This window comes from Sinomonas sp., assembly GCF_051955515.1.
GTDB lineage: Bacteria > Actinomycetota > Actinomycetes > Actinomycetales > Micrococcaceae > Sinomonas.
Map to the genome: position 1 here is coordinate 1 of NZ_JBQCGQ010000122.1, position 15,632 is coordinate 15,632.

The following is a 15,632-nucleotide window of genomic DNA, read 5'->3' on the forward strand; positions in this document are numbered from 1 at the left end:
GGCAGACCAGACAAAATCAGCCATCAAAAAAATGGCATCGAAATCGAACATGGCACACTATTGAGTTCTCAAACAACCGGTCCCATCAGAACATCAGCCAGAACCATCCGACCCGCTCCGAAGCAACTTCTCAAACCTACCAGATCATCGCTTCCGCTTCAAATTCGTTTTCAGAATTAAAAGCGCTTGCAATTGATTTCCGGCCCCACACTCAGGTACGCAGCACCGCTGCATTTCTGAACTGTGAGGAAGGGGTTCGGCCGCCGAGGCCTTCGCGGTTGTCCGCGCCCTCCGTCGGCGACCCGAATTACTTTACCGGCCCTGCCGCCCGCCAGCAACTTGAGGCCTTGTGGGTTCCGCCACAGGGGGGTCGGCGAAGGCGGATACCCCCACCGGGTACTTGACGGATACCCTCCCCGGGTATAGCTTCGTGGGCATGGAAACAGCCCCCTCTCCTGAGATTGCCGAAGGATCGGGCGACTCCCCCATCCACGGCTACACCACGAACAAGGACGCGTACCTTCGCCGCCTCAAGCGGATCGAAGGGCAGGTCCGAGGCATCGCGAGGATGGTCGATGAGGACAAGTACTGCATTGACATCCTGACCCAGGTCTCCGCAGTGACGAAGGCCCTTCACGCAGTGAGCCTCGGGCTCCTCGAAGAGCACATCGGCCACTGCGTGGTCGGCGCCGCGAGCGAGCCGGATCCCGAACGCCGCGCGGAAGGGATCGAGTTCAAGGTCAAAGAGGCCTCGGACGCAATCGGCCGCCTCCTCCGTTAGCCGCTCAATCCGCCTAGCCGCTCAGCCTGCCTAGCCGCTCAATCCGCCAGCTGCCCCCACAGACACCCTAGGAGTCAGGATGACCCACTTCACCACCACGGTTCTGGTCGACGGCATGACCTGCAACCACTGCATCGCTGCCGTCACCGAGGAGCTCGAAGCGCTCGATGGAGTCGAGGACGTCGCGGTGGACCTCAAGGCCGGCGGCGCCTCCGAAGTAACCATCGGTTCGACCCGGAAGCTCAAGCACGAGTCGATCAGCGAAGCCATCGCGGAGGCCGGCTACCTCGTGGTCGACAACGACGCGTAGGCGGCGCACACGATGGCCCAGGCAGCGCCCCAGCAGACCTACGGCGAGGCACGCGTCGTCGAGCTCGCCATCGAAGGCATGACCTGCGCCTCCTGCGTGAGCCGGGTGGAGCGCAAGCTCGGCAAGCTGGACGGCGTCACGGCCACGGTCAACCTGCCCCTCGAATCGGCGCGCGTGCTCGCCCCCGCGGGCATCTCCGACCAGCAGCTCCTCGAGCAGGTCTCAGCTGCGGGCTACAGCGCGAAGCTGCGCGACCGTCACCCCGCGCAGCACGACATCGAGACGCAGCACGACATCGAGCCCGAACGCCGGCGGGCGGGCCTCCTTCCACGGCTGGTGGTCGCGGCGGCGCTCACTGTTCCCGCCTTCCTGATCTCGATGGTCCCGCTCCTGCGATTCCCTGATTGGGGGTGGTGGGCCGCATTCCTGTCGCTGCCTGTGGTGACCTGGGCGGCGTGGCCTTTCCACCGCGCTGCACTGCGCGCCGCCCGGCACGGCTCCTCCACGATGGACACCCTGGTGTCCCTCGGGATCGTGGCCGCCTATGCCTATTCGGCGGGGCAGCTCATCGTAAATCCGCAGCTCACGGCGTCGCCGGGCGAGTCGATGGGCGCAGGCGAGCTGTACTTCGAGGTGGCGGACGTCGTGGCGACGTTCCTCCTCCTCGGGCGCCTCCTCGAAGCCCGCGCCAAGGACCGCGCAGGAAGCGCCCTCCGCGCCCTCCTGAATCTCGGGGCCAAGGATGCGACGCTCCTTAAGGACGGCGTCGAGTATCGGATCTCCGCGGAGCAGCTGGTTCCGGGCGACGTCTTCGTGGTGCGGCCGGGCGAAAAGATCGCGACCGACGGAGTGGTGCGCAGTGGCACCTCGGCCGTGGACGCCTCGCTGCTGACCGGAGAATCAGTACCGGTAGACCTCGGCCCCGGCGACGCAGTGACCGGCGCGACGATCAACACCTCCGGGCGGCTCGTCGTCGAGGCCACCCGCGTCGGATCGGAGACGACGCTCGCCGCAATGGGCCGCCTCGTCTCGGAGGCCCAATCCGCAAAGGCCCCCATCGCACGCCTCGCAGACCGCATCAGCGGCGTCTTCGTCCCGGTCGTCCTCGGCCTCGCCGCGCTGACGTTCGTGATGTGGATTGCCCTCGGCGGATCGGTGGACGCTGCGGTCACCGCCGCCGTCTCCGTGCTCGTCATCGCGTGCCCCTGCGCTTTGGGGCTCGCTACGCCCGTGGGTCTCCTCGCGGGGAGCGGGCGCGGCGCCCAGCTTGGCATCCTCATCCGGGGCCCGCAGGTGCTCGAGGACACCCGCAGCGTCGACACCATCCTGCTGGACAAGACGGGCACCATCACCACCGGCCGGCTTGGCGTCTCTGCGGTGGACGTCGTGCCCCACTGGACCGAGCGCGACGTCCTGCGGCTGGCCGGCGCTGTCGAGGCCGCGAGCGAGCATCCGGTCGGCAGGGCGATCGACGAGGCTGCGCGCGTGGCGAACGACGGCGGCACGCTTCCTGACGTGGAGAGCTTCGCGTCCGCGGGTGGCGGCGGCGTGGCAGGGCTCGTCGAGGGTAGGACCGTCGTGGTGGGACGCGAACCGTGGCTCCGCGAGCGCGGTGCCGAGGTTCCTTCCGGGCTTCGCGGGCAGTTCAGCGCACGCGAGGAAGCGGGAGCGACCGTGGTGTGGGTCGCGGTCGAGGGGCAGGCGGTCGGCGTTGTAAGCCTTACGGACACCGTCAAGCGCGGGTCGCGGGACGCCGTCGTCCGTCTCACGGCGCTCGGGCTGAGGCCCGTCCTGCTCACCGGCGACAACGCCGCCGTCGCCCGGCAGGTCGCCGCCGAGGTGGGGATTTCGCCGTCGGACGTCGTCGCCGGGGTGAGCCCCGAGGGGAAGGTCGACGCCGTGCGGCGGCTTCAGGCTGCCGGCGCCACGGTGGCGATGGCCGGCGACGGCGTCAACCACGCCGCGGCGCTCGCGCAGGCCGATCTGGGGATCGCCATGGGGTCCGGGACCGACGTGGCCCGCGCGGCAGCCGACCTAACGGTCATGGGCGACGACGTCGGCCAGGTCGCGCTGGCCATCGAACTCTCGCGCGCGACGCTCCGCACCATCAAGACGAACCTGTTCTGGGCCTTCGCCTACAACACCATCGGCATCCCGGTCGCCGCCTTCGGGCTGCTCAGCCCGATGATCGGCGGCGCGGCGATGGCCGCGAGCTCGGTGCTCGTCGTGGCGAATTCGCTGCGGCTCATGCGCTTCGCGCGCTGATCTCCGGGGGAAGCGGCTCAGCCGGCATCGGCTGGGCGAGTTCGGGGACGGGTGCGCGCAGCTCGTCGACGCGCACGAGGATCACGCCGACGACGATGAGGGCGCCGCCGAGAGCTTGGACGGGCGCGGGGACGTCGCCAATGAGGAGCCAGGAGGCGACGACGGAGAACAGCACCTCCGTGAGCGAGACGAAGCTCGCCACCTTCGGCCCGAGCCTCTGGGCTCCCACGATGCCGAGCGAATAGGCAGCGACCGCCGCGACCAGGGTGATCCCGAGGATCGGCACGATCCAGCTCGTCTCGACGCCCTGGAGTTCCACGGTGCCGAAATTCGCGGCGAGGGGCAGCACCCCGACCGCCGCCAGGACCCCGATCGCGAGAGCGCCGAAGACCATACCGCCGCCGACCATGGCGAACGGCGGCAGAACGCCGTCGGCCTTCGCTGACAGGAGGAAGTAGACGGCGAGGCAGACGGCGGCACCGAGACCCCACAGGACTCCCACCGGATCCACGCGGGTGGCGCTGAATAGGTTGAGCACGACTACGAGGCCGAGCATGGCAATGACCGTCCCCGCGATCGTGAGCAGGCCGGGGCGGCGGCGCGAGCGGGCCCACATCCAGCCGACGATCACAATGGGTGCGAGGTACTCGAGCATGAGCGCCACCGGCGGGCTCATCCGCGAGACCGCGTTGAAGTAGCAGAACTGGCAGACAGCCACAGCGACGATGCCGTAGCCCGCCATGATGCCGAGTCCACGGCGTAGCTGGGCCCAGCGGCCGCGCAGCATGACGAGCGTCGGCACGAGCATCACGAGCGCGGCGAGACCGATGCGGGTTCCGACCGTGGCGCCCGTGCTCCATCCGGCCTCGAGGAGGGACTTCCCGAGCGGCCCGCTGATACCGAAGGTCGCGGCCGAGAGCAACGCATAGACCAGGCCGGACGCCGAACGGTTCGCGGACAGCATGAGACACCTCCAAGAAACATGTCAGGACCAAAAGCAGAGTATGGTGATGACAGTAGACCCGAAGGGAGTCATGAGTCAAAGTGTTGTTCGCACCTGACACCGAAGTCGCGCTCCGAAGCGCGGTGAACTTGGTCAACACGCTGGATTCCGACGGCGAGGAGCACCTGACGACTCTCGCCGACCTCGACCGCTTCCTTCAGGAGGAGCAGTTCACTGGCTCGAGGACGCACGACGACGGCGAGCTCGCCTCAGTGCGCACCCTCAGGTCCCGCCTGAGGCGGCTCTGGGACGCCTCGGAGGAGGACGCCGTCGACCTCGTCAACGCGATCCTGCGGGAAACCAGCGCCCTCCCCCAGCTCGTCAAGCACGACCATTGGGACTGGCACCTCCACGTGACGACGCCGGAGGCCCCGCTTGCGCAGCGCGTGGGGGCGGAGGCGGCCATGGCCTTCGTCGACGTCATCCGCTCCCAGGAGCTCGACCGGCTGCGGATCTGCGCCGCGGACGACTGCGAAGCCGTCCTCATCGACCTGTCGAAGAACCGCTCGAAGCGCTACTGCGACACAGGAAACTGCGGGAATCGCGCTCATGTACGGGCCTATCGGGAGCGAAAGGCCGCCAGCTAAACCGATATCGGGCGCTCCCTTGGTACGCTTCGAAAAAATGCAGTACGACGAAGGGGCGATTCCACAGTGCCCACCACCCTGCTCAGGGCACGTTCCCTCGACGAGCTCAAGGCCAAGGCCGTGGCTCTCGGGCCCCGCGCGCAGCTCATCAGCGCCGAGCCTGTGAAGGCGACCGGGTTCCGTCGGCTCCGCGGCCTCCGCTACGAGGGCCTCGCAGTGGTCCCCGAGATTGACGACGCCGACTTGGCCGCCGAGCCTGGCGCTCGCCTGACGCTTCCCGAACTCGGCCCCGCCTCTCCGCAGGAAGACGTGGGCGCCATCCTCCAAGAGCTCGGCGCTCCCGTCATGATCGAGGACGGGCCCGCTAGCGCTCCGCTGCGCACGCCGGGGAGCCTCATGGTGGTCGCTGCACCACACGATGCGGCACTCGGACCCGCAATGGCCCTCGCCGAGGCAGTCGGCGGCGAACTTCGGACGTCCGGCCTGCTCGAGGCGTACAACGTGCCCTCGCTCGAAGGCCGGCGGGAGGCCGCTGCCGCGCGCGCTGAGGGCGCCGCGCTTGGCCGTCCCATCGTCGTCGCCTTTGGTCTCGGCCGACGTGGCTGGACGGCGACCAACGCCGCCGGAGCCGAGCGGCTGCGGGCCGACCAGGTGTGGCTCGTGGTCGACGCACGGCATAAGCATGCCGACACGGCGACCTGGGTTGCGGCTGTCCAGACGCGCCTTGTGGTGCATGCCCTCGCCGTGGTGGGAGTCGCCGAGACGTCAAGCCCGGGGACCGTGGAGCGGCTCGGGATTCCGATTGGATGGACGGATCAGGCTCCGGTCTGGAGCTGAACGCGCCCCCGGGCGCGATGCAGCCGGCCCAGTCAGCGCAGCTGGCGGCCCTGAGCGTCGGTGCGGAACGGCTGGGCGCCGAGCACAATGAGGGTTCCCTCGATCATGCCCCACAAGAAGATCGTGCCGTAGGTGGCCTTCGCCAGCAGGATCGCCGCGAGGATCTGCGCGATGCCCCAAGCCGTGTAGCCAAGGTAGAAGCGATGAGCCCCGAAGGCGCCGAGGTAGATGCCGAGAAGGCCTGCGACCGCACGGCGACGCGGCGACAGGCGGACGGCGGGCGCGAGTCCCGCGTCGGGGCCGCGGCCGGTGTACAGGTGCGTCATGGGCTCAGCTCACTGGGTCTCGAAGGTTCGGTTCCCAATGTACATGTCGAACCCTTCCTCGCGCTCGCCCGACTACTCGCGGGGAGCGCCGCCGGCAGGATCCTCTGGGCCCTTGGCTTCCGGCGCCTTGCCCTTGCCCTTGAGGCGATCCTCCGAGCGAAGGTTCACGCCCGACCCCTGGCCGAGGTGCTCCGCGTTCTCCTTGTACGTCATGGACAGCATCGCGGCGATGACGAGGCACACGATGAACGCGATTCCGCCCGCCGTGAAGGCGAGGTCGAAACGCATCCCGTGACCTGTTCCGCCCGAGCCGAAGATGAGCACCGCCACAAACGCGACGACTCCGAAGAATGCGGAGAACATGAGCGGGCCCTTGATGCCGACGCGTGGTCCGCGTGGTGATTCTTCGGTCATGGGGCCCTCCTTGCGCTGCGGGCGCTGCTGTGGGTGCGGCGGTGTATCTGAAGGAGTTCTACACCAAGTAGAAAGTAGAACCAGTCAATTCTAGGCCACTCGGGCCGAGGCCGCGGAATCGTGCCTCAGGCTCAGGGCCGCGATCACCAGCAGAACGCCCGTGATGATCGCCGCCCCACCGGCTACCCCGAGCAGTGCATGCGGGCCGAGTCCGGCAAAAAAGGGAAGCAGAAGACCGCCCCCGAGACTGACGACCCCCGTGATGAGAAGATCGCGGGCAAGCGGCGCCGACCCCACGGCGGGGCGCCGCGACAGCACGGAGCGGACCACGTCGGAAATGCCAACCAGCACCAGCGCGGCCGCGCCCGCCCAGGCCAGCAGGTTCACCGAGGGAGCCACAACAAGCACGACGGCGGCCACGGCACCGAGGGCGTAGGGCACGAGTCCGAAGAGCGAAGAGATCCGTCCTGGCGCAGGCCGCTCAGCGCGGAGCAGCCACACCTCGGCGGCGAGCAGGCACCAGACGTACGCTCCGAAAACCCACGCCGCGCCCGCCGTCGTCGGCTGCCCCCAGAAGACCGTGACCGCCCCGAAAGCCAACGCCACGGCCGCCCTCAGCAGAACCGGCAGCCAGAGACGGGCACGATCAGGCGAGGGGGCGTCGAGAGGCATGAAGCCAGTCTAGTCGCGGGCCTCGCCGCACCGTTCTCAGTGGACGCCGAGGACCATCCAGGTGCGACCCCTTGCGCGAAGGCCCAGCGTCGCGGCCCGGGCGAGCATGTAGCCACCGGCGAACGCGGCCCAGAGCCACGCCAGGCCTGCCGGGCCAGCGAGTCCCGCGAGTCCGACCCAGACGAGGAGAGGCCCGTAGACCACGAGGTTGAGCACACCGGCGAGCGCGAGGTACCGGGCGTCGCCAGCGCCGATCAGCACGCCGTCGAGACTGAAGACGAAGCCGCACACAGGCTGGCTCGCCGCCAGCACGAGAAGGGCGGGCGTGAGCGATTCGTGCACGAGCGGATTCGGCGTGAAGAGCCAGCCGATCCACGGAGCAGCGATCGCCAGCAGTGCGCCCGTCACCACTCCGAAACCAAGCGACCATCGGACCATAGTTCCGGTGAGCTCGCGGGCTCTCGCTGCGTTGGCGGCGCCGAGTTCCTTGCCGATCAGCGATTGGGCGGCGATCGCCAGCGCGTCAAGGGCGAAGGCCAGGACGTTGAACATGGTCATGGCAAGCTGATGCGCAGCAAGGTTCTCGGCGCCTTGCGCCGTGGCGACTACGACCGTCGCGAAAATGGCCGCGCGCAAGGTCAGGGTGCGCAGCATGAGCCAGGAACCGACGTGGGCCGCGCCGAGAATGCCCCGCCAATGCGGTCCCAATTCGATTCCCTCATGGCGCATGCGAGGCACGATGATCGCCAGATAGACCGCCGCCATGGAGAGCTGCGCGACGCTCGTCCCGATCGCGGACCCGGCAATGCCCCAGCCGAAGCCGTACACGAAGATGAAATTGAGCGCCGCGTTGGCCCCGAAGCCCGCCGTTGCGACAACGAGGGGCGTTCGCGTGTCCTGCAGACCGCGCAGGACGCCGGTACCGGCGAAGACGAGGAGCATCCCGACAAGCCCCGGCATGGACCACGCGAGATACTCCACGGCGTACGACTGCACCGCCGGAAGCGCGCCAACCGCTCTCACGATCGCCGGGGCGGCAAGCCAGCCGACCACTGCCAGCACGACGCCGAGAAGCAGCGCCAGCCATACGCCGTCGCGCGCCGCGCACATGGCCCGCGCAGGCTGCCCCGCCCCGAGGAAGCGTGCGACGGCGGGCCCGGTTCCGTACGCGAGGAAGACCATGAGGCCCACGATGGTCTGCAGGATCGTGGTCGCGAGGCCGAGCCCAGCCAGCTCGTCGACGCCCAGGTGCCCGACGATCGCCGAATCCGCGAGAAGGAAGAGCGGTTCGGCGATGAGAGACCCGAAGGCCGGCACCGCGAGCCGCAGGATCTCCCGCGCGGTCGATCGCCGGTCTCCCTGGACGTGAGGGTGGCCGTGCTCTGCCTGTATCCGATCCATGCCTCCCACTGTAGGCACGGTCACCGACAGTCCGAGGGCGGTCACTCAGTGCGATGACTGCTGGAAGCACGCGACGTCGTATTGCGACGTCTCGTTGTAGTGCTGGCCACCGGTTCCACCACCGGTGCTGTTGATGCCCGGCTCATTGAACGGCGATCCGGGGCTGCTCGAGGAATTGCCCGGTGTGTTGGGCTCGAGCAGTTGGCACGATTGGCCCGGCAGTCCCGGACCGCCCGGAGGGTTGTCCGCCGCTGCTGGAGCCGCGAACGCAAGGCCCAGGAAGGCCGTCAACCCGAGGATGCGAAGTGTTCTTCTCATGGCGATGCTCCTCATACCGAGGGCCGCGCCGCTCACAGCACGGCCCGACATGCATAAGACGCTTCCGGGCCGTGCGGGGTTCAGCGGGAGGCCGGGGCTACGGCGTCGACAATCCTCAGAACCCGCCGCCCTCGCCGTCGCCCGAGTCGGCTGCCATGTTGGCAAAGCGGGAGTAGTGGCCTTGGAAGGCCACGACGATGTCTTTCGTTGGGCCGTTGCGGTGCTTCGCAACGAGGATGTCCGCCTCGCCCGCGCGGGGCGACTCCTTGTTGTAGACGTCCTCGCGGTGCAGAAGGATGACCATGTCCGCATCCTGCTCGATCGAGTTATGGACCGCGATGCCATTGGCGATGAAGTTGTGGTTGCCCAGGACCGTCGCGTCATAGACCTCCTCGACTCCGTCCGGTTCGATGCTGACGATCGAGTCCCAGAAGACGTCGTTGAGTGCGTGGATCTCGAGCTCAGCGGAGCCAAGAATTTCTGCGACCCGCGAGAGGCGCTGACGCGAAGGCGCTGCCTTGAACAGGGTCGACCCACAGTATTGATGACCAAGGGCGGCTTGGAACTCGCGGTGGGTCATCTCCTTATCCGCCAGAATTGCACGCACGTCGTCCCACACGCCATGAGGAACCGTGTCGACATTGGTATTCGCCGTCGTCGCCTTGACGATATCGAGCAATCTCTCGCAGGTCGCCGACCGCTGCCCTGCGACGCCAATCTCTTGCAGGAACCGCCGCTGATCGTCCGCGCCCGAGATGTCGAGGGTGTAGTCAGATCGATAGCTTCCCTTCGGCGTCGCGGTCTTGATGCGGGCCGTGATGCCGAATCTGAGGAGGAGCAGGGCAACGCCGTCGAGCAGCCTCCGAGAAGTCGAGGCGTAGTAAATGCGACCACCTGTGCCCGCCTTGTTGACGGTCACCGACCCGTCAGTCGCCCAGAGATGGCGCAGGAACAGCGCGATCTGCCGCTTGGGCAGCGCGAACACGGCCTCGGGCACAAACTTCTCGTGGCTTCTCGCCCCGAAGAGGCCAAGGCTGTCGAGCCACGCGGCGATGGGATTCCGTTTGCCATGAGTGAGTCTGAACGGGGCTGGAAGCCTCACCGTTGTGCATCGTGCCGCGGCGTAATCATCACGGACAGCGGTGATGCCGAAATAGGTGGCGGCATCCGTCACGGTTGCCACGTTGGCCTCATCCTTCGTCGCGTAACGGATCGGCTGACGCCGGACGAAGGAACCGTCTCCGATCAGATGGGCGAGCATCGTCACTTGCCGGTCGTCCCACTCAGTTCGGCGGGCCGGGCCGTTGACGTGACGGGGAATAGCCAGACGGTCCCCCAGGGAAAGCGTGCCGAGCGGCTTCCACCCTTCGTAGGTGAAGAAGGGATGGTTGTCGGTGGCACGGATCGTGCGGCCTGACGCTAGTTTGAGCTTGTATACCGGCTTCACGCCCGTAGAGAACACATGGGTGAGGTGTCGCTCGACGTATCGCAGGCTTTCGTCGAGGGACCACACGGGGACATCCTTCGCCCCGGAAGCGAAGAGCTCCCCCATCGTGGTCTCGGCACCGGTGTCCGACCGAAGGATTCGAGTGTCCGCCGTGAGGCACCCTGACTCTCGAAGGTCCGAGACCATCGGCCGCTTGTCCTGGCGCTGCTCGGATCCGCGGTTGAGCTGCGAGAGCGCGATCACCGGAACCTCGAGCTCCTTGGCCAGCAGCTTGAGCGCCCGCGAGAACTCGGAGACTTCCTGCTGACGGCTCTCGACCTTCTTGCCGGAGGACATGAGCTGGAGGTAGTCGAGCACCACGAGCTTGAGGCCGTGCTGCTGCTTCAGACGACGGCACTTCGCCCGGATCTCCATGAGCGACATGTTCGGCGAGTCGTCGATGAACAATGGCGACTCGTTGAGGGGACCCATGACCTTCGCGATCTTGGCCCAGTGCTCGTCGCGCAGGGTTCCGCGGCGGAGGTCCTGGAGCTGGATCGTCGCCTCGGCGCTCATGAGTCGCATGGCGATCTCATTGCGGCCCATCTCGAGCGAGAAGAAGACTGTGGGCAGCTTGTGCTTGATTGCGGCCGAACGGGCGAAGTCGAGCGCGAACGTCGACTTTCCGACGGCGGGGCGCGCAGCGATGACGATCATCTGTCCCGGGTGCAGGCCGTGGGTGAGTTCGTCGAGTTCATAGAAGCCCGTCGGGACGCCCGTGATGCCCTCACCGCGATGGCCCGCCGCCTCGATCTCGTCCATAGCCGATTCCATGACCTCAGACAGGGCCACGTAGTCCTCGCCCTGACGACGCTCGGCCACCGAGAACACCTCCGCCTGCGCCTGATTGACGAGATCCTCCACCTCGCCGTCCTGCCCGTAGCCGAGCTGGACGATCTTGGTTCCCGCGCTGACGAGTCTGCGGAGGATCGCGCGCTCGGCGACGATCTCGGCGTAGTAACCCGCATTCGCTGCCGTCGGGACCATCTGGATGAGCTCATGGAGATACGCCGGCCCGCCGACGCGGTTGATCTCGCCGCGCTTGGTCAGCTCGTCGGAGACGGTGACGGCATCTGCGGGCTCACCGCGGCTGTAGAGATCGGTGATGGCCTCGAAGATCGTCTCGTGTGCAGGACGGTAGAAGTCGTTGGAGCGGACCACCTCGACGACATCCGCAATCGCATCCTTGGAGAGCATCATGCCGCCGAGCACCGATTGCTCGGCGACGATGTCCTGAGGCGGCGTACGCCCCACGTCCGAATCCCGATACGACGGGGCGGACTCGATCTGGGGAGCAGACACCGGGATACCTCACCTCGAACACGACTGCCGGATCGGGGTGCGAACACCTCTTCCGGATGAGTTGCAGTCACGCTATCGAGGGGGTCCGACAAACCAAAGCCCGTCATCCACTGGAGGTGTGGATAACCTGTGGGGAATGCACTCCCACTTGTTCACAGAGCCTGTGGATATCTGTGGACAACTTTTCCGCTTAGTCCTCAACAGGGTGCTGACGTGGGAAAACATCATCTACAGAGTGTGGACTAAAGATTTTTTTCCACATGGGAAATCCACAGCGCCAGAACGCTTTTTTGGACGCATGTTTGTGTTTTCAGCCACTGCCGCAAGTTTATGTGAGTTGCAGCACATGCTTGGCGAGTTGTGCTTCGGGTGAGCATGCACTCACGGGAATACGTCGTCCCTGCGGTCCGGAGGGCAACGCACGGGAGTGCCGCTGCACGTGGCCCGTACTACTCTGGAAGTGCCCCGAACGGGGGCTCGCGTTGACCACTTCCCGCACCCGCTGCACCGATCCGGAAGCCCCGATGGAAAACCTGCTGCCGCCACTCATCATCCTGTTGTGCGTCGTTGCCGTCGTCGTCCTGATCTTCCGGCGGGGTGTGAAGCAGTCGCGGGAGTCGGCCGAGACAGCCATGGCGGGCGGACCAGAGGCAGCGGCGGCTGCGTCCTCGAAGCTGACCGAAGAGCAGCACCGCATGATCTACTCCCTCATCGCACAGGGGCTGACGGTCCAGGCCATTGCGGTCTATCGGCAAGCCACGGGGACGAAGCTCACCGAGGCCCGCAATGCCGTGCTCCTCATGGAACGCCACCCTCAGCCGTACGGGGGCCGGGAGGCAACGCCCGACGCCTCTCAAACAGAGCCAGAACCCCTTGCGGAGCCAGAGCCGGAGCAGCCTACCCAGCCCCAGGCTGTGGAAAGCCGCGAGCCGGAGCCGGGGGCGCCGTCGGCCGCCTTTGAAACCCCCTCCAAGGTGCCCGCGGCCGCATTCGGCGAGCGCTCGACCACCCGCTACCCGTACCGCTACCGAGCCATTGTGAGCAACGGCCGGCAGACGCTTGAGGTTGCGAGCAATCTCCTCAACGACGAGATCTATTCGGAGATCAAGTCGCTGGCCCAGATCGGCGACGCCGAGGATGCCGCCCAGCTGTTGTGGCGCCACTCGGAGATCAGCATCGAAGAGGCGCGCGCGTTCGTCGAACTCCTCTGAGTCCGCCTCACCCGGCGCTGACTTCGGTCGCCTCCAGCACGCGAAGGGCGTTGCCCCAGCACAGCGCCTCGAGATCGTCATCCGACCAGCCGCGCTCACGGAGCGCGTCGAGCAGCGGACGGTAGCCGGCGACGCCGTCCATCCCGATGGGGAGGTCGACAGTGCCGTCGAAGTCGCCGCCCAGCCCAAGGTGCTGTGGTCCCACCACCTCGCGGGCGTGCTCGAGGTGACGGACGACGTCGTCGATGGTCGCCTCGGGCGCCGGGTTGGCGGCGACCCAGGCGGCAAAGGCGCGCGCCGCATCGGGGTTCTCCGCGGGCGGGACGTCATGGAAGCCGACCGGCAGCCCCAACTCAAGCCGCTTGTCCCGCACCGCCCGCGCGTGGTCGCGGCACGCCTCCGAGACGAACTTGGGGACGAACGTGACCATGAGCAGGCCACCGTTGTCGGGGAGTCTCTCGAGGACGCCATCGGGAACGTTCCTCGGATGCCCGCAGACCGCTCGGCACGACGAATGCGAGAACATGACGGGTGCAGTGGTGGTGTCGAGCGCGTCCTGCATGGTGCGCTCGGAGACGTGCGAGAGGTCCACGATCATCCCGATGCGGTTCATTTCCGCGACCACCTCGCGCCCGAACGCCGTCAGCCCGTGATCTGCGCCCTCGCCAGTGGCTGACGAGGCCCAGGGGAGGCTGTCATTGTGGGTGAGGGTCATGTAGCGGACGCCCAGCTCGCCCATCATGCGCAGGACACCGAGCGAGGCAGCGATGCTGCGACCGCCCTCCATTCCCATGAGGGACGCAATGCGTCCACGGTCGACGGCGGCCCTCACCTCCGCGGCGGTCCTCGCCAGCTCAAACGTCGCCGGGTGGGCGGTCACGATGCGACGCACGCAGTCGATCTGCTCGAGCGTCGCAACGACCGCCTGTTCCGGCGTCAGCGTCGAGGGGACGAAGACCGACCAGAACTGGGCGCCGACGCCGCCCCGTCGCAGCCGAGGAATGTCCGTGTGGAGCCTCGGCTGGCCGACATCGAGCGTTGCGGCGGCGACGTCGTACCCGAAGTCTTGCCGCAGGGCCCAGGGAAGGTCGTTGTGGCCGTCGACGACGGGGGCATAGGGGCGCTCTGACTGCACCCCGTCATGGTACGACGGCGATCAGTTGCGGCCGGTCAGCTCGGCGAGGAGTTCCTCGAAGCCCTTGTCCTCCGGACGCGTGGCGATCTTCGGCGCACGCGCCGGGGCTCGATGACCTACAAGCTCGGCCGCAAGCTCAGCGGCGGCGCGCTCGATGCGCGCCCCAAGGCCGCCCGCCGAAGCCGCGTCGCCGTCGTCGCCCTTGCCCCAATCCATGGGTCCCGCGAAGACCCCGGTGGGCACGATGCGGGCGCGCAGGTACGTGAAGAGCGGCCGCATCGCGAAGTCGAGGACCATGCTGTGGCGCTCAGAGCCGCCCGTGACGCCGAGCAGGACTGGCTTGCCGTCCAACGCCTTGTTGTCGAGCACGTCGATGAACGACTTGAACAGACCGCTATACGAGGCGCTGAAGACGGGCGAAACGACGATCAGGGCGTCCGATTCCTCGACGGCGCGGATGGCTTCCGCGAGCCTCGGCGCGGCGTATCCGGTGACGAAGTTGTTGGCGATGTCCACCGCAAGGTCCCGCAGCTCGAAGGCGGACACTTCGGTCTCAACGCCAAGGACCGCGGCGCGGCGCACCGTCGCTTCAGCCAACTGGTCGGCAAGCAGGCGGCTTGACGATGGGGTGCCCAGACCAGCCGAGATGACGACGATCCTCTTGGCATTCATAGTGTTCGCTCTCCGTTCGCGAGTTTCATGCGTTTGCATCAATCTCGACAACGGTGGAGCTCGACGCCGTATTCCCACCACCCGTTTCGGGTGCAGAAACTTCCCGTTCAGGGCGTTTCGGGTACAGATACTCACCAACCAGCTGAAGGGGCGGGCAGTATCTGCACCCGAAACGCCCTGAGGGCGCAGTATCTGTACCTGAAACGGTAGAGAGGGCCCCTGCCGAATCGGCAGAGGCCCTCTCGAGGTCCGTTAGCCCTCAGGCCACTCGGGACTACTTCGCGGCGACAACCTGAAGGTTGATGGTCGCAGTGACCTCGTCGTGCAGGCGCACGGCGACGTCGTAGTTGCCCGTCGACTTGATGTGCCCGGGAAGGACGACCTTGCGCTTGTCGATCGCGCCGAGACCGGCTTCCTCGACGGCGGAGGCGACAGCCTCGGTGCGGACGGTGCCGAAGAGGCGGCCTTCCTTGCCGGCCTTGACCTGAAGACGGACCGGGGTCTTCGCGAGAGCAGCAGCCTGCTCCTGCGCGGCCTCGAGCGTCTTGTGGGCCTTGGCTGCACGGGCAGCGTTGATCGCCTCGACGTGCGCCTCGCCACCACGGGTCCAGCGCAGGGCGAAGCCGCGCGGGTAGAGGTAGTTGCGGGCGTAGCCGTCCTTGACCTCGACAACGTCACCAGGCGTGCCGAGTCCGGTCACTTCCTGGGTCAGGATGATCTTTGCCATGGTTTTCTCGCTTCCCTTCTCAGCCGCGGCCAGCGCCGGAGTAAGGGAGCAGGGCAACTTCGCGGGCGTTCTTGATCGCCTGGGCGATCTTCCGCTGCTCCTGCACGGTCACGCCGGTCACTCGGCGGGCGCGGATCTTGCCGCGGTCCGAGATGAACTTGCGCAGCAGGGCGACGTCCTTGTAG

At 67.0% G+C, this 15,632-nt stretch carries 17 protein-coding genes; 6 read left to right on the forward strand and 11 right to left on the reverse strand.

Translation table 11 applies throughout. The annotated features are described in order from the left end of the window. Window positions 1–436 precede the first annotated feature (436 nt). The 3 genes from ACTHL9_RS06790 to ACTHL9_RS06800 all read left to right on the forward strand — a co-directional run bounded on the left by ACTHL9_RS06790 (window position 437) and on the right by ACTHL9_RS06800 (window position 3,356). Window positions 437–781: a metal-sensitive transcriptional regulator gene (locus ACTHL9_RS06790; protein ID WP_440518089.1), complete on the forward strand. Its 345-nt coding sequence runs from the start codon at window positions 437–439 to the stop codon at window positions 779–781. A gap of 79 nt (window positions 782–860) precedes the next feature. Further along, window positions 861–1,091 carry a heavy-metal-associated domain-containing protein gene (locus ACTHL9_RS06795; RefSeq protein WP_440518090.1) on the forward strand — a complete coding sequence of 77 codons (231 nt, stop codon included), beginning with the start codon at window positions 861–863 and terminating at the stop codon, window positions 1,089–1,091. A gap of 12 nt (window positions 1,092–1,103) precedes the next feature. Beyond that, window positions 1,104–3,356, forward strand: coding sequence for a heavy metal translocating P-type ATPase (locus ACTHL9_RS06800; protein WP_440518091.1), 2,253 nt, complete (start codon window positions 1,104–1,106; stop codon window positions 3,354–3,356). On the opposite strand, the gene ACTHL9_RS06805 is transcribed toward ACTHL9_RS06800, so the two are convergent. Next, window positions 3,337–4,320 carry an EamA family transporter gene (locus ACTHL9_RS06805; protein ID WP_440518092.1) on the reverse strand — a complete coding sequence of 328 codons (984 nt, stop codon included), beginning with the start codon at window positions 4,318–4,320 and terminating at the stop codon, window positions 3,337–3,339. The two genes, ACTHL9_RS06800 and ACTHL9_RS06805, sit on opposite strands and share 20 nt — an antisense overlap. 80 nt (window positions 4,321–4,400) lie before the next feature. On the opposite strand from ACTHL9_RS06805, the gene ACTHL9_RS06810 reads away from it, so the two are divergent. Together ACTHL9_RS06810 and ACTHL9_RS06815 are read left to right on the forward strand one after the other, a co-directional pair. Further along, the gene (locus ACTHL9_RS06810) at window positions 4,401–4,946 is read left to right on the forward strand and encodes a CGNR zinc finger domain-containing protein (RefSeq protein ID WP_440518093.1); all 546 of its coding nucleotides are present in this window, start codon (window positions 4,401–4,403) and stop codon (window positions 4,944–4,946) included. A 66-nt stretch (window positions 4,947–5,012) separates the two neighbouring features. Then, window positions 5,013–5,783, forward strand: a complete 771-nt coding sequence (locus ACTHL9_RS06815) for a hypothetical protein (protein ID WP_440518094.1) — start codon at window positions 5,013–5,015, stop codon at window positions 5,781–5,783. A gap of 32 nt (window positions 5,784–5,815) precedes the next feature. Here ACTHL9_RS06815 and ACTHL9_RS06820 read toward each other — a convergent pair whose 3' ends face one another. The 6 genes from ACTHL9_RS06820 to ACTHL9_RS06845 all read right to left on the reverse strand — a co-directional run bounded on the left by ACTHL9_RS06820 (window position 5,816) and on the right by ACTHL9_RS06845 (window position 11,702). Next, entirely contained in the window at window positions 5,816–6,109 is a 294-nt protein-coding gene (locus ACTHL9_RS06820) for a TM2 domain-containing protein (RefSeq protein ID WP_440518095.1), read from the reverse strand. Window positions 6,110–6,181: 72 nt separating this feature from the next. Further along, a complete protein-coding gene (locus ACTHL9_RS06825) occupies window positions 6,182–6,523 on the reverse strand; it encodes a hypothetical protein (protein WP_440518096.1) in 342 nt (113 codons plus the stop codon). Between the two features lie 90 nt (window positions 6,524–6,613). Next, window positions 6,614–7,195 carry a hypothetical protein gene (locus tag ACTHL9_RS06830; protein ID WP_440518097.1) on the reverse strand — a complete coding sequence of 194 codons (582 nt, stop codon included), beginning with the start codon at window positions 7,193–7,195 and terminating at the stop codon, window positions 6,614–6,616. Window positions 7,196–7,231: 36 nt separating this feature from the next. Beyond that, the gene (locus ACTHL9_RS06835) at window positions 7,232–8,596 is read right to left on the reverse strand and encodes an MATE family efflux transporter (RefSeq protein ID WP_440518098.1); all 1,365 of its coding nucleotides are present in this window, start codon (window positions 8,594–8,596) and stop codon (window positions 7,232–7,234) included. A 45-nt stretch (window positions 8,597–8,641) separates the two neighbouring features. Then, complete coding sequence (locus ACTHL9_RS06840) at window positions 8,642–8,914, reverse strand: hypothetical protein (RefSeq protein WP_440518099.1); 273 nt, start codon at window positions 8,912–8,914, stop codon at window positions 8,642–8,644. 115 nt (window positions 8,915–9,029) lie between these two features. After that, window positions 9,030–11,702, reverse strand: coding sequence for a replicative DNA helicase (locus ACTHL9_RS06845; protein ID WP_440518100.1), 2,673 nt, complete (start codon window positions 11,700–11,702; stop codon window positions 9,030–9,032). A 482-nt stretch (window positions 11,703–12,184) separates the two neighbouring features. On the opposite strand from ACTHL9_RS06845, the gene ACTHL9_RS06850 reads away from it, so the two are divergent. After that, window positions 12,185–12,913 (forward strand): hypothetical protein, encoded by a 729-nt coding sequence (locus tag ACTHL9_RS06850; protein WP_440518101.1) that lies wholly within the window; start codon window positions 12,185–12,187, stop codon window positions 12,911–12,913. A 7-nt stretch (window positions 12,914–12,920) separates the two neighbouring features. Here ACTHL9_RS06850 and ACTHL9_RS06855 read toward each other — a convergent pair whose 3' ends face one another. The 4 genes from ACTHL9_RS06855 to rpsR all read right to left on the reverse strand — a co-directional run. Then, window positions 12,921–14,048 (reverse strand): dipeptidase, encoded by a 1,128-nt coding sequence (locus ACTHL9_RS06855; protein WP_440518102.1) that lies wholly within the window; start codon window positions 14,046–14,048, stop codon window positions 12,921–12,923. A gap of 21 nt (window positions 14,049–14,069) precedes the next feature. Then, the gene (locus tag ACTHL9_RS06860) at window positions 14,070–14,720 is read right to left on the reverse strand and encodes an FMN reductase (protein WP_440518103.1); all 651 of its coding nucleotides are present in this window, start codon (window positions 14,718–14,720) and stop codon (window positions 14,070–14,072) included. Window positions 14,721–14,994: 274 nt separating this feature from the next. Further along, a complete protein-coding gene (gene rplI / locus ACTHL9_RS06865) occupies window positions 14,995–15,447 on the reverse strand; it encodes a 50S ribosomal protein L9 (protein WP_440518104.1) in 453 nt (150 codons plus the stop codon). A 19-nt stretch (window positions 15,448–15,466) separates the two neighbouring features. Further along, window positions 15,467–15,632: 30S ribosomal protein S18 (rpsR, locus tag ACTHL9_RS06870; protein ID WP_440518105.1), on the reverse strand; the 166-nt coding region annotated here is incomplete at its 5' end.